Origin of the sequence: Nocardioides alkalitolerans (assembly GCA_038184435.1) — a bacterium.
Lineage (GTDB): Bacteria > Actinomycetota > Actinomycetes > Propionibacteriales > Nocardioidaceae > Nocardioides > Nocardioides alkalitolerans_A.
On the sequence record CP116227.1, the window covers coordinates 941,591 to 966,996 of the forward strand.

The 25,406-nt window shown below is 73.1% G+C and carries 22 protein-coding genes; 12 read left to right on the forward strand and 10 right to left on the reverse strand.

Annotated elements, in window-relative coordinates; all coding sequences use genetic code 11:
• Positions 1-30 precede the first annotated feature (30 nt).
• Positions 31-1,200, forward strand: a complete 1,170-nt coding sequence (locus tag PIR53_04590; GenBank protein WZH53274.1) for a response regulator transcription factor — start codon at positions 31-33, stop codon at positions 1,198-1,200.
• An 87-nt stretch (positions 1,201-1,287) separates the two neighbouring features.
• On the opposite strand, the gene PIR53_04595 is transcribed toward PIR53_04590, so the two are convergent.
• From PIR53_04595 to PIR53_04615, 5 genes are all read right to left on the reverse strand, one after another.
• Positions 1,288-2,028: a hypothetical protein gene (locus PIR53_04595; GenBank protein WZH53275.1), complete on the reverse strand. Its 741-nt coding sequence runs from the start codon at positions 2,026-2,028 to the stop codon at positions 1,288-1,290.
• A 44-nt stretch (positions 2,029-2,072) separates the two neighbouring features.
• A complete protein-coding gene (locus PIR53_04600; GenBank protein ID WZH53276.1) occupies positions 2,073-3,557 on the reverse strand; it encodes a glycosyltransferase in 1,485 nt (494 codons plus the stop codon).
• Positions 3,558-3,658: 101 nt separating this feature from the next.
• Positions 3,659-3,907, reverse strand: coding sequence for an acyl-CoA carboxylase epsilon subunit (locus PIR53_04605; GenBank protein WZH53277.1), 249 nt, complete (start codon positions 3,905-3,907; stop codon positions 3,659-3,661).
• The gene (locus tag PIR53_04610) at positions 3,904-5,520 is read right to left on the reverse strand and encodes an acyl-CoA carboxylase subunit beta (protein ID WZH53278.1); all 1,617 of its coding nucleotides are present in this window, start codon (positions 5,518-5,520) and stop codon (positions 3,904-3,906) included. Before PIR53_04610 ends, PIR53_04605 begins: the two co-directional genes overlap by 4 nt.
• Positions 5,521-5,629: 109 nt before the next feature.
• Positions 5,630-6,985: a hypothetical protein gene (locus PIR53_04615; GenBank protein WZH53279.1), complete on the reverse strand. Its 1,356-nt coding sequence runs from the start codon at positions 6,983-6,985 to the stop codon at positions 5,630-5,632.
• A 58-nt stretch (positions 6,986-7,043) separates the two neighbouring features.
• Here PIR53_04615 and PIR53_04620 point away from each other — a divergent pair, with 58 nt between their 5' ends.
• The 9 genes from PIR53_04620 to purE all read left to right on the forward strand — a co-directional run bounded on the left by PIR53_04620 (position 7,044) and on the right by purE (position 15,698).
• A complete protein-coding gene (locus tag PIR53_04620) occupies positions 7,044-7,871 on the forward strand; it encodes a biotin--[acetyl-CoA-carboxylase] ligase (protein ID WZH53280.1) in 828 nt (275 codons plus the stop codon).
• Between the two features lie 21 nt (positions 7,872-7,892).
• On the forward strand, positions 7,893-8,405 hold the full coding sequence (locus tag PIR53_04625; protein ID WZH53281.1) for a PH domain-containing protein: 513 nt from the start codon (positions 7,893-7,895) through the stop codon (positions 8,403-8,405).
• Positions 8,395-9,420 (forward strand): adenylate/guanylate cyclase domain-containing protein, encoded by a 1,026-nt coding sequence (locus PIR53_04630; protein WZH53282.1) that lies wholly within the window; start codon positions 8,395-8,397, stop codon positions 9,418-9,420. Before PIR53_04625 ends, PIR53_04630 begins: the two co-directional genes overlap by 11 nt.
• A gap of 73 nt (positions 9,421-9,493) precedes the next feature.
• Entirely contained in the window at positions 9,494-9,826 is a 333-nt protein-coding gene (locus PIR53_04635; protein ID WZH53283.1) for a winged helix-turn-helix domain-containing protein, read from the forward strand.
• 113 nt (positions 9,827-9,939) lie between these two features.
• Entirely contained in the window at positions 9,940-10,890 is a 951-nt protein-coding gene (locus PIR53_04640) for a glycosyltransferase family 2 protein (protein ID WZH53284.1), read from the forward strand.
• On the forward strand, positions 10,877-11,911 hold the full coding sequence (locus tag PIR53_04645) for a hypothetical protein (GenBank protein WZH53285.1): 1,035 nt from the start codon (positions 10,877-10,879) through the stop codon (positions 11,909-11,911). Before PIR53_04640 ends, PIR53_04645 begins: the two co-directional genes overlap by 14 nt.
• On the forward strand, positions 11,911-13,995 hold the full coding sequence (locus tag PIR53_04650; protein WZH53286.1) for a glycosyltransferase: 2,085 nt from the start codon (positions 11,911-11,913) through the stop codon (positions 13,993-13,995). The genes PIR53_04645 and PIR53_04650 overlap by 1 nt, the downstream gene beginning before the upstream one ends.
• The gene (locus tag PIR53_04655; GenBank protein WZH53287.1) at positions 13,988-15,157 is read left to right on the forward strand and encodes a 5-(carboxyamino)imidazole ribonucleotide synthase; all 1,170 of its coding nucleotides are present in this window, start codon (positions 13,988-13,990) and stop codon (positions 15,155-15,157) included. Before PIR53_04650 ends, PIR53_04655 begins: the two co-directional genes overlap by 8 nt.
• 1 nt (position 15,158) lies before the next feature.
• The gene (gene purE / locus PIR53_04660; GenBank protein WZH53288.1) at positions 15,159-15,698 is read left to right on the forward strand and encodes a 5-(carboxyamino)imidazole ribonucleotide mutase; all 540 of its coding nucleotides are present in this window, start codon (positions 15,159-15,161) and stop codon (positions 15,696-15,698) included.
• A 24-nt stretch (positions 15,699-15,722) separates the two neighbouring features.
• Here the strand turns inward: purE and PIR53_04665 are convergent, their stop codons facing one another.
• From PIR53_04665 to PIR53_04675, 3 genes are read right to left on the reverse strand one after another with little or no spacing between them, the layout of a single operon-like run.
• The gene (locus tag PIR53_04665) at positions 15,723-16,151 is read right to left on the reverse strand and encodes a CoA-binding protein (protein WZH53289.1); all 429 of its coding nucleotides are present in this window, start codon (positions 16,149-16,151) and stop codon (positions 15,723-15,725) included.
• The gene (locus PIR53_04670) at positions 16,148-17,044 is read right to left on the reverse strand and encodes a crotonase/enoyl-CoA hydratase family protein (protein WZH53290.1); all 897 of its coding nucleotides are present in this window, start codon (positions 17,042-17,044) and stop codon (positions 16,148-16,150) included. Before PIR53_04670 ends, PIR53_04665 begins: the two co-directional genes overlap by 4 nt.
• A 4-nt stretch (positions 17,045-17,048) precedes the next feature.
• Positions 17,049-18,359: an LCP family protein gene (locus PIR53_04675; GenBank protein WZH53291.1), complete on the reverse strand. Its 1,311-nt coding sequence runs from the start codon at positions 18,357-18,359 to the stop codon at positions 17,049-17,051.
• A 111-nt stretch (positions 18,360-18,470) separates the two neighbouring features.
• Between PIR53_04675 and PIR53_04680 the strand changes: the two genes are divergently transcribed.
• Together PIR53_04680 and PIR53_04685 are read left to right on the forward strand one after the other, a co-directional pair.
• Positions 18,471-20,087, forward strand: coding sequence for an LCP family protein (locus PIR53_04680; GenBank protein WZH53292.1), 1,617 nt, complete (start codon positions 18,471-18,473; stop codon positions 20,085-20,087).
• Positions 20,088-20,682: 595 nt separating this feature from the next.
• Positions 20,683-23,655, forward strand: coding sequence for an FG-GAP-like repeat-containing protein (locus PIR53_04685; protein ID WZH53293.1), 2,973 nt, complete (start codon positions 20,683-20,685; stop codon positions 23,653-23,655).
• On the opposite strand, the gene PIR53_04690 is transcribed toward PIR53_04685, so the two are convergent.
• Entirely contained in the window at positions 23,639-24,403 is a 765-nt protein-coding gene (locus PIR53_04690; protein ID WZH53294.1) for a TIGR03089 family protein, read from the reverse strand. The genes PIR53_04685 and PIR53_04690 overlap by 17 nt on opposite strands.
• Before the next feature lie 87 nt (positions 24,404-24,490).
• Entirely contained in the window at positions 24,491-25,348 is an 858-nt protein-coding gene (locus PIR53_04695; protein ID WZH53295.1) for a DUF3105 domain-containing protein, read from the reverse strand.
• Between the last annotated feature and the right edge of the window lie 58 nt (positions 25,349-25,406).

Below are 25,406 nucleotides of genomic sequence, written 5' to 3' on the forward strand. Positions count from 1 at the left end.
CGGATGCTGGGTCGTTGCTAGCCTGAGCGGGTGGAACAACCTCCCGCCCGCCGCGTCGCCGTCATCATCGAGGACGATCCGGACGTCGCCGATCTCCTCGACCTCGTGCTCACCCAGAGCGGTTACGTGACCCACGTGACACGCAACGGCGTCGACGGCCTCGCGGCGGTGCGTGAGCACGACCCGGTGCTGACCACGCTCGACGTGTCGATGCCCGGCATGGACGGGTTCGCCGTCGCCCGCCGCATCCGCGACTTCAGCTCGACCTACCTCATCATGATCACGGCCCTCAGCGACGAGATCGACGTGGTGATGGGCCTCGAGGCCGGCGCCGACGACTACCTGACGAAGCCGTTCCGGCCCCGCGAGCTGCGGGCCCGTGCCGAGTCGATGCTGCGACGTCCCCGCGACCGCGGCGAGCCCGGTCGGGGTGACGGCCCCGAGCACGACCCGCAGCACGACGGCACGCCTGCGGAGCCCGAGCGCGAGGCCACCGGGTGGGCTGTCGAGACCCGGCGCGAGTTCAGCCAGGGCAACCGCGCCACGATCGGGCCCGTGCCCACAGAGCCGGAGCCCGCCCCGCGGCACGCCACTCCGCCGCCCGCGGAGCACGCGGAGCCGCAGCTTCCCCCCATCCCGCCCCTGCCGCCGGTCCCGCCGTCGGCCCCGGCGTACGTCGAGCCCGTCCCCGCGGCGTACCAGCAGCCGGTCCAGCAGCCGGTCCAGCAGCCGGTGCAGCAGCCGGCGTACCAGCCGCAGGTGCCGCAGCCGGCGCACCAGCAGCAGGTGGCGCAGCCGGCCGCTCCGGCCATCGGCACGACGCCGGCGTCCGCGATGGCGGCCGGCGCGGGCGAGCGGGTGGTCGCCAGCGACGGCTGGGTCCGGCACAACAACCTGGCCCTCAACCCCGGCACCCGGGTGGTGCTCGTCGACGGCCGCGGCGTCGACCTCACGACGGTGGAGTTCGACCTGCTCGCGTCGCTGGTCAGCACGGGCCGTCGCGTGCGGTCCAAGGCCGACCTGGTGCTGACGATGCGCGGCCAGGACTACGTGACGGCGTACTTCGTCAACGAGGCCGACAAGCGCACCGTCGAGGCGCACCTCGAGGACCTGCGTCGCAAGCTCGGCGACGTCGGTGCCGTGCCCCGGCTCATCGAGCCGGTCCGCGGCGTCGGCTACCGCATGGCGGCCACCATCTGATCGGCTCCACCGACGCCGGCAGGACGCACGAGGCCCCTCCGACCGTGACGGTCGGAGGGGCCTCGGGCGTCCCGGGTGGGCGGTGCCTCAGTTGGCGTTGACCGGGATCTCCTGCGCGACGGTCGGGTCGTCCGAGGGGAAGATCGCGATCGGCACCTTCTGGGTGATGGTCTGCTCGACGTACCGGTTCGAGCCGGCGCTCGACTCCATCTGCACCGTGGCGGTGAAGGTCAGGTCGATGCCGATGGTCGCCGGGTCGGTCGGGTTGATCTGCTGGTTGCGGAGCTCGAACGAGCCCTTTGGCGAGGTGATGAGCATGCCGTAGGAGTTGCCGAGTGGCTCGGGGTCGAGCGTGATGGTGCGCGCGTCCGCGTCGAGCGTGTACGGCGACTCGGACGGGCCACCGTCGGACCGGGTCGTCGTCGAGGTCACCTGGATCCGTCCGAGGAAGACCTTCCGCTTCGTGTTGAAGGGCGCGCGGAGGTCCTGGTTGAGGTCGTAGGCCTGGAACGTGAAGGAGAAGTACTTGTTGCCGAGCGGGTACCACTCGTTGGTGCGTGGCGTCGACTTCGTCGGGTAGAGCGTGTAGACGAAGTCGAGGCCGGCCACGTCGATGTGCGACTGGAACGTGCCGTCGCGCGTGAACTGCGAGTCGTAGTACTCCGTCGTCGCGGACGTGGTGGGGGTCGCCGTGGGCTCCGCCTCGTCGTTGCCGTTGGTCAGGTCCTCCACCACCGAGCAGGACGACAGCACGGCGCTGAGCAGCAGGACGGCGGGGAGGACGAGGAGGCGGCTGCGGCGACGGGGCCGGCGGGTCGTGGTGGACATGCTCTCTTCCGAGGTGGGGGCGGGCAGGACGGGGACGACGGGCCTCACGCCTTGAAGCCCTTGTAGCGACGCAGCACCTTCGTCATCATCCAACCGGTCTGCAGGATCGTGATGACACCGAGGATGGGCCAGCCGACGGCGAGGATGTCGGACTTGGCGTCGATGGGGATCTGCAGCCAGATCGCGGCGAGCACCGCGAGGATGACCAGCAGCACCCCGAGCGGGGCCAGGTAGCCCTGGCCGGCGCCGCGCTCCGCCTTCGCCTGGGCGGCCCAGTTGTCGGTCTGCGCCCGGGAGGCGAACTTGGTCCAGGAGCGCAGGAAGTGCCCGATCCGGATCCACATGTAGACCTCGGCCGGCGCCAGCAGGAGGGCGAACAGGTAGTCGCGCCTGTTGCCGTAGTACATCGACCGCGCCACGCGGAAGTTCAGCAGGATCGCGGCCACCGGCGGGATGAGCCACCAGGGCGAGAAGACGAACGCGTTGATGGAGAGCGACCCGAGCAGCAGCGTGAGGAACATGAGGCGGGTCGTGATGTTGATGACCATCGAGATGTGCTCGAACCAGCGCAGGCGCAGGTTCGGGTGGAGCGGCTGGCCGGGGGTGTCGCCACGCTGGCCCGGCCACATCAGGTCGATGGCGCCGAAGTTCCACTTGACCTGCTGGGCGTCGAGCGACCGCAGGGTGGTCATGCCGCCCACGTGCGCGCGGGCGGCGGCGGAGATCTTCGTGAGGTAGCCGGCGCTCTTGATCTGCAGGGACAGCAGGGAGTCCTCGACCTCGGAGTCCTTCACCCACGGGGTGCGCTGGTGGCTGTCCTCGAGCACGTCGCGCAGGGCACGGGTCGCGAAGATCGAGAACTGGCCACCGAGCACCGCCATGTTGCGGCCGCGCAGGAGGTTCTGCATGTTGAACGCCGAGAACTGCGCCCGCTGGCCGGCGATGAGGAACTTCGCCATCGGTCCGTCGAGCGCCGAGTCGTCGATGCTGTAGATCGCCGAGATGCCGCCGATGCGGTCGTCGCTCGCGATCTCGTTGACGAGCTCCTCGACGGCGTCGGGCTCCGGCGTGGTGTCGCCGTCGACGCCGAGGAGGTAGTCGTACCCCTCGACCAGCGAGTAGCCGTAGTTGAGCGCACCGACCTTCTTGTCCGGGTTCTTGCCGATGTCGTGGACGAAGATCTCGGTCATCTGCTCGCCGTTGCGGGTCATCCGCACGTGCTCGCCGGCGTAGTAGCCCGCGACCTCGACCGTGTCGTCCGTCGTGTTGTTGACGATGACGTGGATGACGTCCGGCAGGCGCGTCTGCGCGAGCAGCGCGTCGAGCACGCCCGCGATCGTCTCCGCCTCGTTGTAGGCGGGGATGACGCACCCGATCGTCGGACGGTACGTCGGCAGGTCCTCGACGCCGGCGAGGAACTCGTCCGCGTAGGCCGCCATGGTCGGGTCCGGGACCCGCACGTACTGGTTGGACGTCGCATCGCCCAGGGCGGCAGCGGGGCGCCCGGGCACGTCGGGGGGGAGGGTCACAGGAGCATCCTTCCTCCCCACCCGCTCGATGCGCCGGAGTTGCCGCGAACTTCTCCTCAGTTTTCTGTCAAACGATCACGGGGTGACCGCTCGACGGCGCCTCAGCGGGGGAGCCCGGAGGCCCGCCACGCGCCGGCGGCGGCGTGGTGGGGACCGCGGAGGGCGCGTCGGGGGGCGGCCCACTCCGGCGTACGTCGCGGGGCGGGCGCCGGCGCGGCGCTGCCGAGCGCGGCGAACACCGCCACGACGGCCGCGACCTCCTCCGGCGTGGCGTCGCCGTTCACGACGCGGAGCAGCGGCCGTGCCGGTGCGCCGCCCGCCTGCTCGCCGGCCGTCTCGTCGCCGCTCACAGCGGGATGTTCCCGTGCTTCTTGGGCGGCAGCGTCTCCCGCTTGGTGCGCAGCAGGCGGAGCGCCCGCACGACCTCGGCCCGCGTCTCGTGGGGCGCGATGACGGCGTCGATGTAGCCCCGCTCCGCGGCGATGTACGGGTTGGCCAGGTGCTTGTCGTACTCCTCGACGAGCTCGGCGCGCTTCGCGTCGACGGTGCCGTCGGCGGTCGCGTCCTTGATCTCCTTGCGGTACAGGATGTTGATCGCGCCCTGGGCGCCCATCACCGCGATCTGCGCCGTCGGCCAGGCGATGTTGATGTCGGCGCCGAGGTGCTTGGAGCCCATGACGTCGTACGCGCCGCCGTACGCCTTGCGCGTGATGATGGTGACGAGCGGGACGGTCGCCTCGGCGTACGCGTAGATGAGCTTCGCGCCGCGGCGGATGATGCCGTTGTACTCCTGGTCGGTGCCCGGCAGGAAGCCCGGCACGTCGACGAAGGTGAGCACCGGGATGTTGAAGGCGTCGCAGGTGCGCACGAAGCGGGCGGCCTTCTCGGACGCGTCGATGTCGAGCGTGCCCGCGAACTGCATCGGCTGGTTGGCCACGATGCCGACGCTGCGGCCCTCGACGCGGCCGTAGCCGACCACGATGTTGGGCGCGAACAGCGGCTGCACCTCGAGGAAGTCCTCGTCGTCCACGACGGCCTCGATGACCTCGCGGATGTCGTAGGGCTGGTTCGGGCTGTCCGGGATGATCGTGTCGAGCTTGCGGTCGAGGTCGGTGACCTCGAGGTCGGCGACCTCGTCGAAGACGGGCGGCTCGTCGAGGTTGTTCTGTGGCAGGTAGCTCAGCAGGTTCTTGACGAACTCCAGCGCGTCGTCCTCGTCGGCGCCCATGTAGTGCGCGTTGCCCGACTTGGTGTTGTGGGTGCGCGCGCCGCCGAGCTCCTCGATGGTCACGTCCTCGCCGGTGACGGTCTTGATGACGTCGGGACCGGTGATGAACATCGCCGAGGTCTGGTCGACCATCACGGTGAAGTCGGTGACCGCGGGGGAGTAGACGTGGCCGCCGGCGCAGTTGCCCATGATGAGGCTGATCTGCGGGATGACGCCCGAGGCGTGCACGTTCCGGCGGAAGATCTCGCCGTAGAGGCCCAGGGAGACGACGCCCTCCTGGATGCGGGCGCCGGCGCCCTCGTTGATGCCGATGATGGGGCACCCGGTCTTGATCGCGAGGTCCATGACCTTGGTGATCTTCTCGCCGTAGACCTCGCCCAGCGACCCGCCGAAGACGGTGAAGTCCTGGCTGAAGACGCACACCTGACGGCCGTCGATCGTGCCGTAGCCGGTCACGACGCCGTCGCCGTAGGGGCGCTTCTTCTCGAGGCCGAAGGCCGTCGACCGGTGGCGGGCGAGCTCGTCGAGCTCGACGAAGCTGCCCTCGTCGAAGAGCTGCTCGATGCGCTCGCGCGCGGTCTGGCGACCCCGTGCGTGCTGCTTCTCGACGGCCTTGGCCGACCCGGCGTGCACGGCCTCGTCCAGCCGTCGCTCGAGGTCCGCCAGCTTGCCCGCGGTCGTGCTGACGTCGATGTCGGCCGGCACCTCGGTGCCCTCGCCCACCTGTGCGCTCATGGGCCGCAATGTAGCGGGCGATCGGTCGGTCGGTGCAGGGGGTCCCGCGTACCGGACAGTAGGAACTCCGTCCCACTCGTCGCGGCGCCGGTCCCGGCGGCCGCCCTGGTCAGCGGTAGAGCCACCGCGCGGCTGCGCGGCGGCGGGCGCGGTACTCGGGGCTCGCGCCGGCGAGCAGGTGCTCCACGGGCTGCTCCGGGCCCACGGGGTCGTGCGCCTCCGTCACGAGCGGTACGCCGCGGCGCATCCCCGCCGCCGCGAGCGCCGGTCGGCGCCAGGCGGGGGGCCCGGCGGGCGGAGGCTGGTCCACGGCGGGCCGACCCGCGCCGAGCCGGGCCAGGAGGGCCGCGACCTCGCGCGCGCCGTCGGCCGGCGCGAGACCGGCACAGGCCGCCCGCACCCGCGCGCGCACCTCCGGGTCGAGGAGACGGTCGAGGCCGACCCGCAGGCCCGCCCCGTCGGTCGCCTCCAGCGCGGCACCGAGGTCCGCCACGCCGCGGCTGCGGGCGACCTGGTCGTCGGTCTCGTGCCCGGTGCTCGGCACGAGCAGGGTGGGCAGGCCGACGGAGGCGTGCTCGTGCACCGCGTTGTAGCCCGCGGCCCCGACGGCGGCGTCGAACGCCCCGAGGAGCGGGGCCAGGGGGTAGACGTCGCGGAGCACGACGAGCGATCCGTCGTCCCCGGCGCTCGCGTCCGCGGCGTGCCGGGCGATCGCCTGCCGGGTCACCGCGACCTGCCACTCCGGTGCGGCGGCCCGCACGTGCTGCACGACGGTGCGCAGCAGGGTGGACACGTCGGCGTACGCCCCCGAGCCGGGCGCCAGCAGCAGGGCCGGTCGCCCGGGGTCGAGGCCGAGCCGCCCCCGCGCCTCGGCGCGGGGGAGCGACGGCAGCACGGAGGTCAGCGAGATCGGGGCCGTCCGGACCACCCCCGCCAGCCCGGCGGTCGGGCCGGCGTCGGCGGCACCCCCGACGTCACCCGGCTCGACGACGGCGTCGAAGTGCGGGGCGCGCGCGAGCCAGGCCGCCCCCACCCCGGGACGCCACATGCCGCGCCGTACCCAAACGAAGGCCGTGGCGGGGAGGGCCTGCCGGGCGCGGAGGAGGCCCGCGTAGGGCACGACGCCGTCGAAGGCCACGACGCGCGCGCCGGTCTCGGCGACGAGGGCGACGAGACGGTCCGCGACGTAGGGGTCCCAGTGCGTGCGCCAGGCGACCTTGGCGGCGCCGGCGCCCTGCCAGGGACTGGTGCGGCTGGGGCAGTACTCGAACCGCAGGCGCTCGGCCCCCGGGAGCCGACCGTCGGCGGCGGCGCGCGCGACCGTGGGCAGGGCGGCGGAGAGCGAGAGGAGGGTGACGTCCAGCCGGTCCGCCCCGGCGAGCGCGACCGTGACCTGCCGCGTGAGGTGGCCCATCCCCACGCCGTTGCTGGTGGCGAGCACGACGGGCACACGCATCTCGGCCATGGTCGGCGAGTCTAGGGTTCCCGGGACACCGGGGCAGCACGGCGGGAAGGGGAGAGCAGTGACGGAGCAGGAGGGACGCGCGCCGCTGCGCGTCGAGGAGCTGGCGGACGTGCCGGGCGCCGTCGGCTGGCGGGTCGAGGTCGTGGAGTCCTCCCCGTCGACGAATGCGGACCTCGCCGCCCGGGCCCGCGACGGCGCGCCCGGCGGGCTCGTGCTCGTCGCCGAGCACCAGACGGCCGGGCGGGGACGCATCGACCGCGCCTTCCACACGCCCGCGCGGGCGGCGCTCACCTTCTCCGTGCTGCTGCGTCCCGGCGTGCCGGCCCAGCACTGGCCGTGGCTCCCGCTCGTGACCGGGCTCGCCGCTCGCGGCGCCCTGGCCCGGCTGCACGGCGAGGTCGACGTCGCGCTGAAGTGGCCCAACGACGTGCTGGTCGCGCCGGCCGGCCGGTCGGAGGAGCCGGGCAAGGTCGCGGGCATCCTCGCCGAGCGGGTCGACACCCCCACCGGCCCGGCGGCCGTCATCGGCATCGGCATCAACACGGCGACCGGGCGCGAGGAGCTCCCCGTGCCCACGGCCGCGTCGCTCCGCACGGTGGGCGTCCCGGTGGCCGCGATCGACCGGACCGCCCTCCTGCGGGAGGTGCTGACCGACCTCTCCGCGCTCCTGGTGCGCTGGGAGCGCGGGGACCTCGCGGGCCTGCGGGCCTCGTACGCCGCGGCTTGCGCCACGGTCGGCCGACGCGTCCGCGTCGAGCTGCCCCAGGGCGACGCCCTCGTGGGGGACGCCGTGGACGTCGACGGCAGCGGCTGCCTCGTCGTGGAGGCCGACGGACGGCGGCACACCGTGGGCGCCGGCGACGTCATCCACGTGCGACCGGCCTGAGGTGGTGAGAGAATCACCACCGTGTCGTTCCCCGAGAGGCTCCTCAACCCCGGCGAGCACGTCGTCGTGAGCACCCGCACGCACGTCAAGGAGCTCTTCGGGCCCGCCGCCGTGCTGCTGCTCGTCGTCGCCCTGGGGGTCACGGCCACGGTCCTGCTGCCCGACCAGACCGCCGCGAACGTGCTCGAGATCCTCGTCTGGGTGGTCGTCGTGGCGACGGTCGTCTGGTTCGTGCTGCGCCCGCTGGTCGGGTGGCTGACGACGACCTACACCTTCACGAACCGCCGGTTCATCGCGCGATCCGGCTTCATCGCCAAGGAGGGCCGCACGATCCCGCTCAACCGCATCAGCGGGGTCGACTTCGAGATCGGCATCATCGACCGGATCTTCGGCTGCGGCACGCTGGTCGTCTCGGACGCGAGCGACCAGGGACGGGTGGAGCTGACCGACATCCCCCGCGTGGAGAAGGTGCAGCTGCTCGTCTCCGAGGAGCTGCACCGCATCTCCGGCGTGTCCCACGACGATGGCACCTGATCCCCAGGGGGCCGCGGCCCCCGGTCCCGACGGCCCGGAGGGGACCGAGCGGCCGACGGTCTTCGACCTCGAGCGCGCCATCCTCGGCGAGGTGCCGGTGTTCACTGCGCACGACCTCGACGAGGGCGGCATCCCCATCGCCGACGTCCGCCGGCTGTGGCGGGCCCTGGGCCTGCCGCTCAACGAGGAGTCGGTGACCTTCACGGGGGCCGACGCGACGACGATGGGCGCCCTCCTCGACGCGGTGGACCGCGGCGGCATCCCCATGGACGCGGCCGTCAACCTCACGCGCGCGATCGGCCAGACCATGGCCCGGCTCGCCGACTGGGAGATCTCGGTGCTCGTGCCGCTGGTCGAGGCGATCGAGGCCGGACCGGGTTCCTCCACCGGCCGCCTGGGCGCCGCCACCCAGCTCGTCGAGGAGCTGAGCGACGTCTTCGAGCGCGTCATGGTGAACGCCTGGCGTCGCCACCTCGCCGCGGCCGCGAGCCGCATGGAGGGGGTCGACGAGCTCGACGAGGAGGCCGACACCTGGCAGATCACCGTCGGGTTCGCCGACCTCGTGAGCTTCACCGCCCTGTCCAACGAGCTCGACGAGGGGCGCATCGGCGACCTCGTCGAGCTGTTCGAGTCGCGGTGCCACGACGTGGTGCAGGGCCACCACGGCCGCATCATCAAGTCGCTCGGCGACTCGGTGCTCTTCGTCAACGACGACCCGCTCCGGGCCTACGAGACGGCCGAGGGGATCATCAAGGTGATCGGGCGCGATGCGCGGATGCCCGACGTCCACGTCGGGATGGCGACGGGCCACGTGGTGACCCGGATGGGCGACGTGTTCGGGCCGCCGGTCAACCTGGCGTCGCGGCTCACCAACATCGCGCGCCGCAACCGCATCATCCTCGACCAGGCGACGGCCGACCTGCTGCCCGCCCGGGAGTTCGAGAGCCGTCGGCTCCCGGCTCGACCGGTCCGCGGCTTCGGCCTCCTGGAGCCGGTCACCGTGCGCCGCACGTGAGCACGCTCACCGCGAAGGCAAAATTTCGCTCGTTCGCCCCACCTCGACGCGCGGGCGTTCCTACCGTGAGCCCGTGTTCGTCGTCCAGGGTGTGCGCCTCGACCCCGACACGCGCCGGGCGTGGTCCGGCGACGTGGAGGTGACCCTGTCGCGCAAGGAGTTCGACCTGCTCCACGCGCTCATCGCGCGCGCGGGCGAGGTCGTGACGCGCGAGGAGCTCATGCGCACCGTGTGGCAGACCACCTTCTGGACGTCGTCGAAGACCATCGACGTCCACCTCGGCTGGCTCCGGCGCAAGCTGGGCGACGACAGCCGAGCGCCGCACCTGATCACGACGGTGCGGGGCAAGGGCCTCCGCTTCGAGCTGGCCCCGCCCGTGCGCGCCGAGGAGCGCGTGCCCTCCTAGCGCGCCCTGTTTGGGCCGGGATGGGCCGCTGTGGCAGGTTAGGCGCGGCCGTCCGTCGGACGGGCCCCGCCCGGCCGCGTCCGGGCCGCGTCGCCGAGCTGGAGAGGGAGCCGATGCGCACAGCCGCCGTGGTGCTCAACTACGGAGACCCCAGCGACACCCTGGAGTGCGTCGAGAGCCTCGAGCTCTCCGACGACCTCGACATCGACCTCTACGTCGTCGACAACGGCCCGGCCGACGCCCGGCACGAGGCGCTGCGCGACGCGATCGGCGACCGGGGCCAGGTGATCGCCACCGGCGAGAACCTCGGCTACGCGGGCGGCAACAACGTCGGGGTCCGCCGGGCGCTGGAGACGGACGTCGACCTCGTCTGGATCCTCAACCCCGACACCCGGGTGAAGCGGCGCACCCTGCCGACGCTCAAGGAGCACATGGCGGCCTACCCGGACTGCGGCGTGGTCAGCGCCCGCATCCTCTACGGCCCGCCCGGCAACCGCATCTGGTTCGACGGGGCCACGATCGACCGCACGACCGGGGCCACGTCCCACATGAACAACGGCAAGAGCACCGACGCGGTCGGGGGTCGCAAGATCCTCGACGTCGGCTACGTCACCGGCGCGGCGCCCCTCATCCGGCGCACGACGCTGGAGCGCGTCGGCTTGCTGCCGGAGCACTACTTCCTCTACTTCGAGGAGACGCACTGGTGCGTCACGGTGCAGGAGGCCGGCTGGCGCACGATGGTCAACCGCGACGCCGAGATGGTGCACCTCAAGCGCTCCAGCGGCGTGCTCCCGCAGCCGTACTACGTCTACTACATGACCCGGAACCGCTACGGGTTCGCGCGCGACGCCCTCCGCATCGACCCCGAGGCGGCCATGGCGCACCACCAGATGACGTTCCTCGACCCGTGGCGGGCCAAGGTCGCCGACAAGGCTCCCGCGTGGCTGGACCGCTTCGACGAGCTCGTCGAGATGGGCCGCGCGGACGCCGTGGCGGGCCGCTTCGGTCGCAACGACGCGGTGACGACCTTCCCGACCGCGGAGTCGACGCTTGCCGCTGGCTGACGACGGGGCCCGCGACGGGGCCCGCGCGGAGGCCCGCGCCGAGGCGGTCCACCGGCTCCTGCCGGCGGCGGCCGCCCGGGTGCGCGTGCTGGGCGACCAGGACGTCGCCCACGCCCTCACGACGCTGCTCCGGACCGAGCGCCCGGGGGTCACGGTGCTGTCCGACACCCCGTCCGCGGAGCCGTCCGACGTCGTCGTGCTGGCCCTCGCGGGACCGGGCGGCGCGGGCGTCGACCTGCCGCGCGCCCTCGACCGCCTGCGCGCGGGAGGGCTCCCGCCGGGCGGTACGCTCCTCGTCTGTGTCGACCCGGTGCTCGGGCCCGACGTGCACGCGGAGCTGCTGGCCGGCACCGCGGCGTACGCGGAGACCGTCACCATCGGCGCGGACGGTGTCCACCGCCGCACCACCCACCAGCTCCGGCGCCTGCTGGAGCGGCACGGGTTCGCGGTGACGGGCCGGTGCCGGGTCACCACGACCGGCGACGCGACCGGCGACCGTGCCGACCTCGAGCAGCACCACCACGAGCCAGAGACCGACCAGGAGAGGATCCGAGGCGCCATGCCTGAGCTGTCCGACGACGAGAACACCGCCGAGACCGTCGTGTCCGCGACCCCGGCCGCCGCGGGAGGTGCCGGTCGGGACGAGGAGTGGCAGCAGCTCTTCGACTCCCGCGAGCGCCTCCGCGCCCAGGTCGCCCAGCTCGAGCGGGAGCTGGAGACGGTGCGGTCCCTGCTGGTCGCCGAGCGCGCCCACTTCCAGTCCGAGCTCCGCCTCGGCGCCGCCGAGGTCTCGGGGATGCAGAGCGAGATCGAGCGGCACCTCGAGAGCCGTGTCGCGATCCAGAAGCAGCTCGACAAGTGGCAGCGCGAGTACGAGCGGCTCGTCAGCGTCGACGGCAAGCCGCTGGCGGTCAAGGTCGCCTACCGGCGTGCCCGGCGCCGTGCTGCGGACGTCGTGCGCTCCGACCCGCGCCTCGAGCGTGCGGCGCGCCGGGTGCTGGACCGCGTCCGGAGCCGTTGATGTCCGCCCGCACGCTGACGCCCGCCCGGCGAGCGGCCTACGACGCGCTCGTCGCCGGCGAGCACGCCACCGGCGAGCTGCCCACCATCGCCTTCTGCGTCTACACCGACGACCTCGACGAGGGCCGCGGTGACATCTACGTGGCCGCCGGCATGGGCCTCGAGCTGGTGCGGCTCGGCCACGGCGTCCGGCTCGTCCCCAAGTGGGACTGGTCGACGATCGACGACGCCGACGTGGTCGTCGCGATGCTGCCCGACCTCGACCCCTCCGTGCTCCGCGCCGGGGTCCGCCGCGTGGCCTGGGTGCGCAACGAGGTCGAGCGGTGGTGCCGCATGGGCTCCCTGCGCGGCTACCACCAGGTCTTCGCGTCCTCGACGATGGCTGCGGAGCGGCTCGCGCAGGTGACTGACCGGGTCTGGCCCGAGGCGCTGCCGATCGCCGCCGACGAGCAGCTCTTCGTGCTGCCCGAGCCCGGCACGACCCGGCGGGCGACCGCGGTCACCACCGCCAACTTCTGGGGCTCGCTGCGCGACGTGCACAAGGTGCTCGTCTCCCTGCCGTCCGACGCCGACGTCCTCATGTACGGCGAGGCCCGCCGCGCCCCGGCCCGACTGCGCCGCTGGCACGGCGGCGTGCGGTCCTACTTCGACCTGCCGGCCGTCTACGGCGAGCACGCCTACGTCATCGACGACGTCAACCGCTCCAACGTCGGCTTCGGCGCCCTCAACTCGCGGCTCTACGAGAGCGCCGCCTCGGGCGCGCTGCCCATCGTCAACACGCGGCTCGGCCTGGAGGAGCAGGGCTTCGGCCACCTGCCGACCTACCGGGACGCGCGGGAGCTCTCCGAGGTGCTCACGGAGCTCCGCGCCGACCCCGCGCGCACCGCGCTCCTCGCGGAGCAGACCCGCAACGTCGTGCTCGAGCGCCACACCTGGACGACGCGGGCGCGGCAGTTCACCGCGGCGCTCGCCGAGGGCGAGGCCCGGTACGACGCCCCCCCGGCGCCGCGGGCCGTGCACTTCTTCCCGGACTACTCCAACAACCCCTACCAGCGGATGCTGTTCTCGGGGCTGGACGCCGAGGGCGGCTACCCCGTGCCCGTGACGGACGCGCTGGGCCACCTCAAGACGCGCGTCGCGGCGCCCGGCGCGCCGGGCATCCTCAACATCCACTGGACCGACCCGATCCTCCAGCCGTCCCGGGGACCCTTCACGGCTCGGCTCGTGCTCGACGACTTCGCGGCGACGCTCCGGGAGTTCAAGGCGAAGGGCGGTCACCTGATCTGGACCGTCCACAACGTGCTGCCGCACGAGGGCAAGTTCCAGTGGGGCGAGATCGAGCTGGCCCAGCTGCTGGCCGACGAGGCCGACGCGGTCCACCTCCTGTCGGAGGAGACGATCGAGCAGGCTGCGCCGTTCTACCGGATCGAGCCGTCGAAGGCCGTCGTCATCGAGCACTCGAGCTACGACGGCGTCTACCCGACGTGGGTCTCCCGGGCGGGCGCCCGCGCCCGCCTCGGCATCCAGCCGGGGGAGCGCGCGATCATCGCCCTCGGCGGCGTGCGTCCCTACAAGGGCCTCGACCGCCTCGTCTCGGTCTTCGACGAGCTGCGCCAGGACGACCCGTCGCTGCGTCTGCTCATCGCGGGCCGCCCGGGTCGCCTGGCGCGCTCCGCCCGGTTCGAGGCGCAGTGCCTCGCCGACCCGCGGATCGTCGCGAAGTTCGAGTTCGTGCCCGACGACCAGCTCCAGGTGTGGATGAAGGCCGCGGACCTCGCCGTCCTGGCCTACCGCAACATCCTCAACTCGGGCTCGTTCCTGCTGTCGCAGACCTTCGGTCTGCCGGTGGTGGCCCCGCGGGCCGGCGCGATCGCGGCGTTCGACGGCCGCCCCCAGGTGCGGCTGTTCGAGCCGAAGGACGACGACTCGCTGGCGACCGCCATCAAGGCGGCCCTCGACGAGATCCTGGCCGACCCGACGGCCACCCAGGAGGCGCGCGCGGCCGCCGCTGCGCTCGCCGCCGAGCGCTCCCCGGAGCGCATGGGCCGGCAGTTCGCGTCGCTCGTCTCCGGCATCGATGTCTGAGCGCGCCCCCCGGCTCGCCGTCATCGGCGGCGGCCAGCTCGCCCGCATGATGGCCGAGCCGGCCGCCGCCCTCGGCGTACCGCTCCGGCTGCTCGCCGAGGGTCCCGACGTGTCCGCGGCGCAGGTCATCCCCGACCAGCGGGTGGGCGACCACCGCGACCTCGAGGACCTGCGGGCTGTGACCGCCGGGTGCGTGGCCGTCACGTTCGACCACGAGCACGTGCCCACCGAGCACCTCCGGGCCCTCGCGGCGGACGGCGTCGCCGTACGGCCGGGTCCGGACGCGCTCGTGCACGCCCAGGACAAGTCCGTCATGCGGCGCCGGCTCGCGGAGCTGGGCGTGCCCTGCCCGCGCAACGCGGTGGTGGCCTCGCCGGCCGAGGTCGCGGAGTTCGGCCTGCCCTGCGTGCTCAAGACCACCCGCGGCGGCTACGACGGCAAGGGCGTCTGGGTCGTCCGCGAGCTCGCCGACGCCGACGCCGCCTTCGCGGCGGCCCGGGAGGCGGGCGTCGAGGTGCTCGCCGAGGAGCTCGTCGACTTCGTGCGCGAGCTCTCCGCGCTGGTGGCCCGCTCGCCGAGCGGTCAGGCCGCGGCGTACCCCGTCGTCGAGACGGTGCAGCGCGACGGGATCTGCCACGAGGTGACCGCCCCGGCCCCGGACCTCGCCGAGGGCCTCGCCACGCACGCGCAGGAGATCGCACTGCGGGTCGCCGGCGAGCTGGGGGTCGTGGGGATCCTCGCGGTGGAGCTGTTCGAGACCGCGGACGGGCGCGTGCTGGTGAACGAGCTGGCCATGCGGCCCCACAACACGGGCCACTGGACGCAGGACGGCGCGGTGACGTCGCAGTTCGAGAACCACCTGCGCGCCGTGCTCGACCTGCCGCTGGGCTCGCCCGCCCCCCGCGCGCGGTGGAGCGTCATGGTCAACATCCTCGGCTCGGCGAGCGTCGACCCGGCGACGGCGGGTCGGCTCTACGACGGCTACCCCCACGCGCTGGCGCGCGACCCGGGACTGCGGGTGCACCTCTACGGCAAGGACCTGCGGCCCGGCCGCAAGGTCGGCCACGTCAACGTCTACGGCGACGACCTCGAGGAGTGCCGCGAGCGCGCCCGCCACGCGGCGGCCTGGTTCGCGGGCGACCTCGGCAACGAGAGCGAGTGAGATGAGCGAGTCCACCGGGCGTCCCGCCCCCCGCGTCGGCATCGTGATGGGGTCGGACTCCGACTGGCCCGTCATGGAGGCGGCGGCCACCGCGCTGGCCGAGTTCGACGTGCCCTTCGAGGCCGACGTCGTCTCGGCCCACCGGATGCCCGACGAGATGCTGGCCTACGGCCGGGAGGCCCACGGTCGTGGCCTCGCGGCGATCATCGCCGGCGCCGGCGGTGCCGCGCACCTGCCGGGGATGCTCGCGGCCGTGACACCGCTGCCGGTGATCGGCGTACCGGTGCCGCTCCGCTACCTCGACGGCATGGACTCGCTGCTGTCCATCGTGCAGATGCCCGCCGGGGTGCCCGTCGCCACCGTCGCTGTCGGCAACGCCCGCAACGCGGGGCTGCTGGCCGTGCGGATCCTGGCCGCGACCGACCCGGCGCTCGCAGAGCGGATGGTCGCCTTCCAGGCCTCGCTGCGCGACGCCGCGCACGCGAAGGGCGAGGTCGTGCGGTCGGCGTCGTCCGTCGGCACGCCGCGCGCCGGCTTCTGACGGAGCGGGATCCGCGGCGGGGCGTCAGCCCCGCCGGCTCCACTCGATGGCGGGGCAGGTGTCCATGACGGCCACCAGCCCGGCGGCCCGGGCACGGTCGATCGCGTCCTGGTCGACGACGCCGAGCTGCAGCCACACGCCCTTCGCCCCGACGGCGATCGCCTCGTCGACGACCGCGCCCGCGAACTCGGAGCGCCGGAAGACGTCGACCACGTCGATCGGGAACGGCACGTCGGCCAGGCTCGCGTAGCCCTGCTCGCCGTGCACCGTCGGCGCCTTCGGGTGCACGGGCACGATGCGCTTGCCGCGTTGCTGGAGCAGCTGCGCGATGCGCCACGCCGTGCGGCTCGGGTCTTCCGAAAGGCCCACGACCGCCCAGGTCTCGAGCTCGTCGAGCATGAGGGCGACGGCGGCCGGGTCCTGGGCTCCGGGGTCGGTGCCGGAGGCGCTCATCGGGCGTCCCCGAAGACGTCGGGGACGCGCGAGGCGGGCGCCTCGAACACGGGGTCGCGCTTCTCGAGGAACGCGGCCACGCCCTCCTTGCCGTCCGCGACGGAGGCGTAGAACATCGCCAACGAGTCGGCCCGGTGGGCGTCCACCGGGTGCGGGGCCCCGGCGCCGCGGTAGAGGAGCTGCCGGGCGAGCGCCACGCCGTACGGGGAGCGGTTGCGGGTGAACCGGCGCGCCAGCTCGTACGCCGCGGGGAGGAGGTCCTCCGGCTCGTGCACCGACCGCACGAGCCCGCCCTCGAGGAGCTCGGCGGGCTCGAGGATGTCGGCGGTGTAGACCCACTCCAGGGCCCGGGGCAGGCCGACGAGGCGGGGGAGGAACCACGAGGAGCAGGCCTCGGGCACGATGCCGATGCGTCCGAAGACGAAGCCGACGCGGGCCTTCGTGGAGACCAGCCGCACGTCCATCGGCAGCGTCATCGTGGCCCCGATGCCCACGGCCGCGCCGTTGATGGCGGCGATGACCGGCTTGCGGCAGTCGAAGATCGCGAGCGAGACCCGGCCGCCGGTGTCGCGGACGCCGTCGCGGATCTCGGGGGCGTCGAAGCGGTCGACGAGGTCCTGCGGCGTGGGTGCGAGGGACTCGTCGAGGCCGAAGACGTTGCCCTCGCGGGTCAGGTCCATGCCGGCGCAGAAGGCGCGGCCCGCTCCCGTCACGACGACGGCGCGCACCTCGTCGTGGTCGTTGACGCGGCGGAACGCGTCCTCCAGCTCGTCGGCCATCGTCACGGTGAACGAGTTGAGCGCGTCGGGGCGGTCGAGGGTGAGCGTGAGGATGCCGTCGTCGTCGACGGACCAGGAGAGCGTCTCGTAGCGCGGGGCGTCGGGGATGGTCACGGGATCAGGGCTCCAGTCCGGTCGCGGTGCAGAGGTCGTCGGTGATGCTGTCGGTCTCGTTGGTGGCGATGGCCTCGAAGAGGGCCGTGGAGCGCGCCTCGTCCCACGACTCGGCGGACGAGTCGGCGAGGGGCACGGTGCAGTTGCGCGCGCCACCGCCGATGGCCCGCAGGGCGAGCCCCATCCGGGCGGCCTCGACGACGTTCGTCTGCTCGTCGACGGCGATGAAGGAGGTCGCGGCGACGTTGAGCCCGACGTAGCGCCACGGCAGCAGCACGTTGAGCGGGTTGGCGGCCTTGCTGCCCACCGCCGACACCACCTCGCGCTGGTTCTGCACGCGGTCGAGGTCGGAGCGGACGAGGGGGCACTCCGGCGGCCCGTTCTTGGAGCAGCGGGCGCGGGAGTAGTTGAGGGCCGTGGTGCCGTCGACCTCCTGGCAGCCGGCCGGGATGTCGAGGTGCGCCCCGTCGTCCTTGATGGCGTCCTTCGGGCAGATCTCGATCCCGCCGATGGCGTCGACGACCTGCGCGACGCCACCCATGCCGATCTCGGCGTAGTGGTCGATGCGGATTCCGGTGTTCTGCTCGATGGTCTGCACGAGGTACTGGGCCCCCGCGTCACCGCCGCCGCCCTCGGCGAAGACGGCGTTGATCTTGCTGGATCCGCCGTCGGGCAGGTCGACGAAGGTGTCCCGGGGGAACGACACGACCACCGGCTGCCCGCCGCCGGTGTGGATCATGATGATCGTGTCGGTGCGGTCGCCGCCGACGTCGCCCGTGCCGAGCGTGCGGCGCTCCTCGTCGCTGAGGCCCGCGCGCGAGTCGCTGCCGACGACGAGGTAGGTCGTGCCCGGCTGCTCGCCCGGTCGGTCGCCCGTCGGCATCGCGTCGATCCGCTCGACGTTGTTCCACGCCCAGATCGGCACGGCGACGAGGAAGACCAGCCACAGCACGAGGAGCAGCAGGAGCACCCGCAGGACGGGGAACCGTCGCCGCCGGCGCGGGGCGCCGGCAGCGGAACGTCCGGGGGCGCGACCCGGGGGCGGGCCCGGGGGCGGCACCGGCGGGCGCTGCGGCGACCGCGGCGGGGGCGTCGCTCGACGGCGCCCCTGCGGGGGCGAGGACGGCGGTGGGGGAGCGGGGTAGAGGCCGTGGTCGTCGCCCGTGGCCATCAGCCGGGTGGCCTCGTCCTCGTCCCGCGCGGCCCGGCGCCGCGGCTCCGTCGGCTGGGGGCCGCGGTTGCCGCCGGAGCCGTAGAGCCACTCGTACTCGGGCGTGCCCTCGCGGGGGCGGCCGCCGGACTGACCGTCTGACATGAGGGGGACGCTACCGCGCCGTCCTCCGGCGTGGCGTCACCGCTGGGACCGGTGTGGCTGGTGGGATGCACCACGCAGCCAACGTCTCTTCCCCGGCGAGAAAGGTCTGCCATGTCCCCCACGGACCCCTCGGCACCGTCGCGTCCGCACCCCGCGCGGGCCTCGGCGACCCCGGCCGACGACGCTCGGGCTCGCGGTGCGCGCGCCCCCCGCGCCGTACGGGCCGGTCGGACCACGCACGAGCGCGCCCAGGGCGTGCACCTGCGGCGGGCCCTGACGCTGCTGTTGATGACGCTGGTGCTGCCGGGCTCGGCCCAGCTCGTCGCCGGCAACAAGCGCGTCGGGCGGGTGGCGCTGCGGGTCTGGTTCGGGCTGCTCGCCCTCGTCCTCCTGGTCGCCCTCGTGGCGTCGGTCTGGAACGGCCTGCTGCTCAAGCTCGGCGCCAACATGGACCTCCTCGGCGTCATCAGGTTGGCGCTCGTCGTGCTCGCGGTCGCGTGGGCCGCCCTCTTCGTCGACGCCTGGCGGATCGCGGCGCCGGGAGCACTGCAGCGGCGGCAGCGGGTCGCCCTCGTCACGCTCAACGGCGTCCTCTGCTTCTCCGTGGTCGGTGGTCTGCTCTTCTCCGCCCACGCGATCGAGGTCGGACGCGGCTTCGTCACCAGCGTCTTCACCGGCGAGGAGGTCACCGAGCCGACCGCCGGTCGCTACAACGTGCTGCTGATCGGCGCGGACGCGGGGGAGGGGCGCATCGGGCTGCGCGCCGACTCGATGACGGTGGCGAGCATCGACCAGGAGTCGGGCCGCACCGTGCTCATCTCGCTCCCGCGCAACATGCAGAAGTTCCCCTTCCGCGAGGGCTCGGTCATGGACGAGCAGTTCCCGGACGGCTTCGACTGCGAGGGCTGCTACCTCAACGGCGTCACCACGTGGGCGACCGACCACCCCGACCTCTTCGGCCTCCCGGCGGACGCCAGCCACGGCGAGCTCTTCGACGCCGGCATGGACGCCACCATCTCGGCGATCGAGGGCGTCACGGACCTCGACGTGAACTACTGGGCCATGGTCGACATGCGGGGCTTCGAGGACCTCGTCGACGCCGTCGGCGGGGTCGAGCTCAACGTCCGCGGGCGCATCCCGATCGGCGGCGTCGGTGCTCCGATCTCGGGCTACATCGAGCCCGGCGTGCAGCAGCTGGACGGCTACCGGGCCCTGTGGTTCGCGCGGTCCCGCGCGGACTCCGACGACTACTCGCGCATGGCTCGGCAGAAGTGCGTCATGAGCGCCATGCTCCAGCAGATGGATCCCACGACGGTGCTCACCAGCTTCGGTCAGATCGCGGACGCGGGCGCCAACATGCTCGAGACGAGCATCCCGCCCGGTGAGGTCGACCGCTTCGTCGACCTCGCGCTCAAGGCGCGCAACGAGCCCATCTCCACGGTCTCGATCGTGCCGCCGGCCGTGAACACGGCCGACCCGGACATGGACGTCGTGCACCAGATGATCGCCGCGGGGATCGCCGGCGACACGGCCGAGGAGGCGCCCGCAGCGCCGACGACGGACGCCGCGGCGGGCTCGGGCGGTTCGGGCTCCGGCTCCGGCTCCGGCTCCGGTGGGTCGGGCGGCGGCGAGGCCGCGGCGCCCGACACGGTGACCGGTGGCTCGATCGGCTCGCGCGACGAGGGCTACTCCGCCAACGAGACCAGCGACCTCGGCTCGGCCTGCTGAGCCGACCGGCGCTTGGGGTCCGAAGCCGTACGGCTCGACCAGTATTGATCGGTGAACTGTGCGGTTGGTGCGGCTCGGGCCGAGCCGGACCTGTCCCAGCCGCACATCTGGGCGCCGCCCGGTGCGCCCGGTGCGCCGGCCCGTCCGGCCCGTCTGGCCCGTCTGGCCTGCCCCGGCCCGCCGACCGTTGTCGGGCCTGACGCGTCGGGCCTGCGAAATGTGCGGTTGGTGCCGCTCGGGCCGAGCCGGACCTGTCCCAGCCGCACATGTGGGCGCCGCCCGGTGCGCCCGGTGCGCCTTCCGGCGTGCCGAGACCGACGCGTTCCTCCGACCCGACCGTGGGGCGCGACACGTTCCCCTTGGATCCGGAACGTGCCTGCCGACCGTGGGATCGACCCGAAAACCGGGCTCTGTCGGCGTGTCGTGCCCCGTCGGAGCGCGGTTTGACGAATCATCTCGGAAGTGCTCGGCGTGGCGGCTTGATAATCACACCGTTGTAGTTCTCGCGTTCGGCTTGCCTGTTACTCATGTGACGTGTGTGATGGCCGACGTCTCGTGTGAACAACTTCCCCCGTCGCGCGCAGGAGCCCTCTCGATGTCAGCCAGCAAGTCTCGATACGTCAGCGTCTGCCAGCAGGCGCTGACGCTCCTCGCGGTGGCCGCGGTGCTCGCACCCGCGGCCAACGTCGTCTCCCTCGACATCTCCCACTCGCCCGAGGTCGCGCCGACGGTGCCCATCGCCGCCGGGCCCGGCGACGAGGCCCCCGTCGAGTCGGCTCCGGTCGAGTCGACGGTCGAGGAGGTGGCCCTGACCGCGACGCAGGACGCGGTCCCCGCCGCGCCGGCTGCCCCGGAGACGCCCGCGACCCCCGACGCCCAGCGCGCCGCCCCGCAGGCCGAGACGGACGCCGAGACCGACGACCCGACCGCAGCTCCGACCGAGGAGCCCACCGAGGAGCCCACCGAGGAGCCCACCGAGGAGCCCACCGCGCCGGCCACCACCGACGCGGACGGCCTCGCACTCCCCGGCGTCACGACCGAGCTGCTCAGCGACCCCCAGCCCGTCACGGGCTTCGGTGCCGTCGGCGTGACCTGGGACGCCGCGACCCCGGTCGCCGGCGACGCGATCACGTTCCTGGTGCGGACCGCCACCGACGGCGTGTGGAGCGACTGGGAGACGATGCCGTACGAGGCCGAGGCGGAGGAGGCGGCGACCGCCGCGGAGAACGCGGACGCCGGCAGCGGCGAGGAGGCCGACGCACGGCCCGGCACCGAGCTCGTCTTCGTGGGCGAGGTCGACGAGGCCCAGGTGCAGGTGACCGCCCCGGAGGGCCTGCCCGCCGACCTCACGGTCGCCGTCATCGACCCCGGCACGTCGGACGTCGTCGAGGAGGCGCCGGAGTACGCCGCGCCCGACGCCGCCAGCGACCCGACCGCCGCCACCGCGGAGGGCCAGGCCGAGGGCGGCAGCGCCGACACGGGCTCCGCGCCCGCGGACGACGCCATCGCCCTGCAGGCCGCCGCGAGCGGCGTCTCGCAGCCGTCGATCTACTCCCGCGCGCAGTGGGGTGCGGACGAGGGCATGCGCGACGGCTCGCCGCGCTACGCCGCCGTCAAGGGCGCCGTCATCCACCACACCGTGAACGCGAACAACTACACGGCCGACCAGGTGCCGGGGATCATCCGGGGCATCTACGCCTACCACGTGAAGTCCCAGGGCTGGTCCGACATCGGCTACAACTTCCTCGTCGACAAGTTCGGCCGCCTCTGGGAGGGCCGCTACGGCGGGATCACGAAGGCCGTCCGGGGCGCGCACATCTCGGCCTACAACGACTACACCTTCGGCATCTCGGCGATCGGCAACTACGAGACCGCGCAGCCGACCCAGGTGATGCTCAACTCGATCGCCCACCTCATCGCGTGGAAGCTCAAGATCCACGGCATCGACGCCACCTCGACGCAGAGCTTCGGGGGCGACCGGTACCCGGCGATCATCGGCCACCGCGACGGCGGCCAGACGGCGTGCCCGGGCAAGTACCTCTACGCCAAGCTCGGCTGGATCCGCACGGAGGCCAAGCGCATCCAGACGTCGGGCGGCTCCACCAGCCCGACGCCGGCGCCGACCCCGGGCAGCAACGCCTCCCGCCCGGCGATCACCAAGTCCAACCTCATCGGCAACGACCGCCCCGACCTCGTGTTCCGCCAGGCCGACGGCCGCGTGTGGATCCTGCCCACCGGCGGTCTCAACGCCTACGGCGCGCGCATCGCGGTCGGCACGTTCCCCGGCGCCCAGGGCGTCACGATCTCGCCCGACCTCACCGGCGACGGCCGTCAGGACCTCGTCGTCGTGGACAGCCGCGGCCACGCCCTGCTCTACCCGGGCACGGCGCAGGCGGGGAAGTTCGGCTCGCCGCGGAGCATCAGCGCCAGCATGTTCAAGGACACCGAGAACCTCATCGGGGTCGGCGACCTCGACGGCGACGGCCACAACGACCTCATCGCGCGCAAGTCGGCGACCGGCCAGACGCTCCTCTACCGGGGCGACGGCAAGGGGAAGTTCTCCGCCGTCTCCATCGCCCGCGACTGGAAGGCCTACGCGCTCTTCACGGTCATCGGCGACGTCACCGGCGACGGTGTCCGCGACATCATCGCGAAGGACACCTCGGGCAAGATGTGGGTGCTCCCCACGGGGGTGCGCCGCAACGGCACCGAGCGCCAGTTCGTGGTCGGCACCCGCAAGTCGGTGCCCGGCGACTTCTCCGCGGTCGCCGCGATGGGTGGCTGGGGCGACGTCAACGCCGACGGGAAGCCCGACCTGCTCCTGCGCCTGAGCAGCGGCTCGCTCTACCTGATGCCCTACAACGGCGGCAACGCGCGGTTCGGGCCCACCCGTGGTCCCCTCTCCGGGGGCGGCAAGTTCCGCGAGATCAGCAGCGCGGGCAACCTCAAGGGCAGCACCGCGAGCGACCTGGTCGGCCGCATCGGTGACACCGTCTACATCGTTCCCCACGCCGGCACCGTCGACCACTACGCCGCGAAGGCCACCAACATCGTCGTGCCCAGCGGCACCGCGGTCTTCAACGTCGGCGACTGGAACAAGGACGGCAAGGGCGACATCGTCACCCGCGCCCCCGACGGCTCCCTCACGCTGTGGCGGGGCGACGGCCAGGGCCAGTTCGCAGCGGGCGTCGCGCTCGGTTCGGGCTTCGGCTCGGTGACCAAGCTGCGCTTCGTCGGCGACGTGACCGGCGACGGCCTGCCCGACTTCTACGGGCGGGACGCGGCCGGCAAGCCGACGATCTTCCCGGGCAACGGCGCGACGGGCTTCAAGGCGTCGCTGTCGGCCAGCAAGGCGATGGACGAGTTCTGGTACTTCCGCGGGACCGACCTCAGCGCCTACGACCTGGTGACGGCCACGGCGTCGCTGACGGGCAAGACGACGACCGACATCGTGCTGCGGCACAAGGCGACCGGGATCCTGCGGCTCCTGCAGTACGACGCCGCCGGCCGCGTCATCACCAACCGCACCATCGCCGAGCCGTCGAAGGGCATCACGTCGCTGGGCTGATGCGCTCGTCACGCTCGATGACCGCGCGCCGCTCGTCCCACCACGGGGCGGGCGGCGCGTCGTCGTCCACGAGCACGACGGAGCCACCGGCCGCCACGACGTCGACGGTACGCCGCAACGCGGCCCGCTCCGCCAGCCCGGTGAGCAGCACCCGGCCACCGGGCGTGGCGGCGTCGGTGGGCGCGGCGCCGAGGAGCTCGGCCTGGGTGAGGCCCGGCAGGGCGGCGTCGTCGGCCGTCGGGGGATCGAGCGCGACGTACCCGTCCGGCTGCCCCCACACCTCGACGCCGAGGTCGTGGACGCCTCCGGGCACGCCGTCCGCGAACGGGCGGGCGAGGGGCGTGAGGGCGGCGGCCAGGACGACCCGGTCGTCGGACTCGGGTGCCCATCGGTCCAGGGTGCCGGGACCGCACAGCACGGCGTCGGGCGCCGCGGCGGCCGCGTCGCCCGGCTGCGCGACGACGAGACCGGCGGACCAGGCCGCGCCCCACGCGACGGGGGTCAGCCAGTGGGTCGGCAGGTCGACGAGCAGCGTGTCGCCGCGCTCCAGGTCGAGCGCATCCGTGAGCAGGCCCGCGGTCTTGGCCACCCAGTTGGCGTAGGTGACGACGGAGAGCTCGACGCGCTCGGTGAGCGCGCCGGAGCCGTCGTGGGCGTACCACGTCACGAGCGGGCGCCCGGCGTCGGCGGCCACCAGGGCGGCCAGCAGGTCGGGGAACACGGAGGGGCGGCGCGAGGAGGCGGTCACGGCGCCATCCTGGCAGCCGCCCGGGAACGCCGAGAGCCCCGGCCGTCGGGGGCCGGGGCTCTCGGGTCGATCAGGTGACCGCGTGGGTCACATGGCGTTGGGCTCGGTCGAGTTCGTGTAGGGCCAGCGGAGCATGAACTCCTTGAGGGCCTCGCCGCTGGGGGCGCTGCAGTACTGGATGACGCCGTAGCTCGTGGGCTCCTCGCCGCCCTCGGGCGTCGGCGCGACGAGCTCCGGGGCGTCGCCCACCGCGGGCTCGGGGTCGATCGCCCAGTGGGTCAGGGCCACGTGCACGCCGCCCTCCAGCTCGGGCGCCTCGTTGCCGGTCAGCTCCGCGATCTGCTCCATGCCGGTCTGCATGTCGGTCGCCCACTCGGTCTGGTCGCCCTCGGCCTCCTCCGCGCCGTACCACGGCAGCGCCTTGAACTTGAGGCGGAAGTTGTCGGTGCCCTGGAGCTTCTTGCCGATGCCCTCGATCTCGTCGATCTCGTCGCCGTTGTCCGCGACGGTCTGGTCGTACCAGAGGAACGTGTAGCCGTGCTCGGAGTTGTGCACGAGCTGCTCGAGCTCCGAGCGGTCGTCCCAGCCGTAGAACTTGCGCTCCATGGCCGCGGGGACCGACCGGTGGGGGCCGAAGATCGGGGGCGACGTCGTGTACTCGATCGAGCCGGAGTCGCGGTGGTCCTGCTCGCCCGTCGCCGGGATGACCATCTCGGGCCCGCAGACGGTGGCCGGGGCGCCGATGCTGGCGAGGTCGATGTCGTCGAACTTGCGCAGGTCCCACCAGTTCATGACGGGTCGGTACGCAGCGGCGCCGACGATGAGCAGGGCGACCGCGGCGCACACGCCGACGATCATGAAGCTGCCGCGCCGCTCGGCGCGCTGGTGCGCCTTCAGCTGCTTCTTGGCCTTGGCGGCACGGTCGTTGCTCGGGGTTTTCGCCACGGTCTGGCAATCCTCACGGGGTCGGGACGAGGGCAGGTCGACGTGCGCCACGCCGGGC

Coding starts and splice junctions, on each gene's coding strand:
- PIR53_04610 (WZH53278.1), bottom strand. CDS start 5,520: ATGAGCGCACAGGTGGGCGAGGGCACCGAGGTGCCGGCCGACATCGAC.
- PIR53_04595 (WZH53275.1), bottom strand. CDS start 2,028: ATGTCCACCACGACCCGCCGGCCCCGTCGCCGCAGCCGCCTCCTCGTC.
- PIR53_04685 (WZH53293.1), top strand. CDS start 20,683: ATGTCAGCCAGCAAGTCTCGATACGTCAGCGTCTGCCAGCAGGCGCTG.
- PIR53_04680 (WZH53292.1), top strand. CDS start 18,471: ATGTCCCCCACGGACCCCTCGGCACCGTCGCGTCCGCACCCCGCGCGG.
- PIR53_04655 (WZH53287.1), top strand. CDS start 13,988: ATGTCTGAGCGCGCCCCCCGGCTCGCCGTCATCGGCGGCGGCCAGCTC.
- PIR53_04665 (WZH53289.1), bottom strand. CDS start 16,151: ATGAGCGCCTCCGGCACCGACCCCGGAGCCCAGGACCCGGCCGCCGTC.
- PIR53_04640 (WZH53284.1), top strand. CDS start 9,940: ATGCGCACAGCCGCCGTGGTGCTCAACTACGGAGACCCCAGCGACACC.
- purE (WZH53288.1), top strand. CDS start 15,159: ATGAGCGAGTCCACCGGGCGTCCCGCCCCCCGCGTCGGCATCGTGATG.
- PIR53_04650 (WZH53286.1), top strand. CDS start 11,911: ATGTCCGCCCGCACGCTGACGCCCGCCCGGCGAGCGGCCTACGACGCG.
- PIR53_04615 (WZH53279.1), bottom strand. CDS start 6,985: ATGGCCGAGATGCGTGTGCCCGTCGTGCTCGCCACCAGCAACGGCGTG.
- PIR53_04630 (WZH53282.1), top strand. CDS start 8,395: ATGGCACCTGATCCCCAGGGGGCCGCGGCCCCCGGTCCCGACGGCCCG.
- PIR53_04675 (WZH53291.1), bottom strand. CDS start 18,359: ATGTCAGACGGTCAGTCCGGCGGCCGCCCCCGCGAGGGCACGCCCGAG.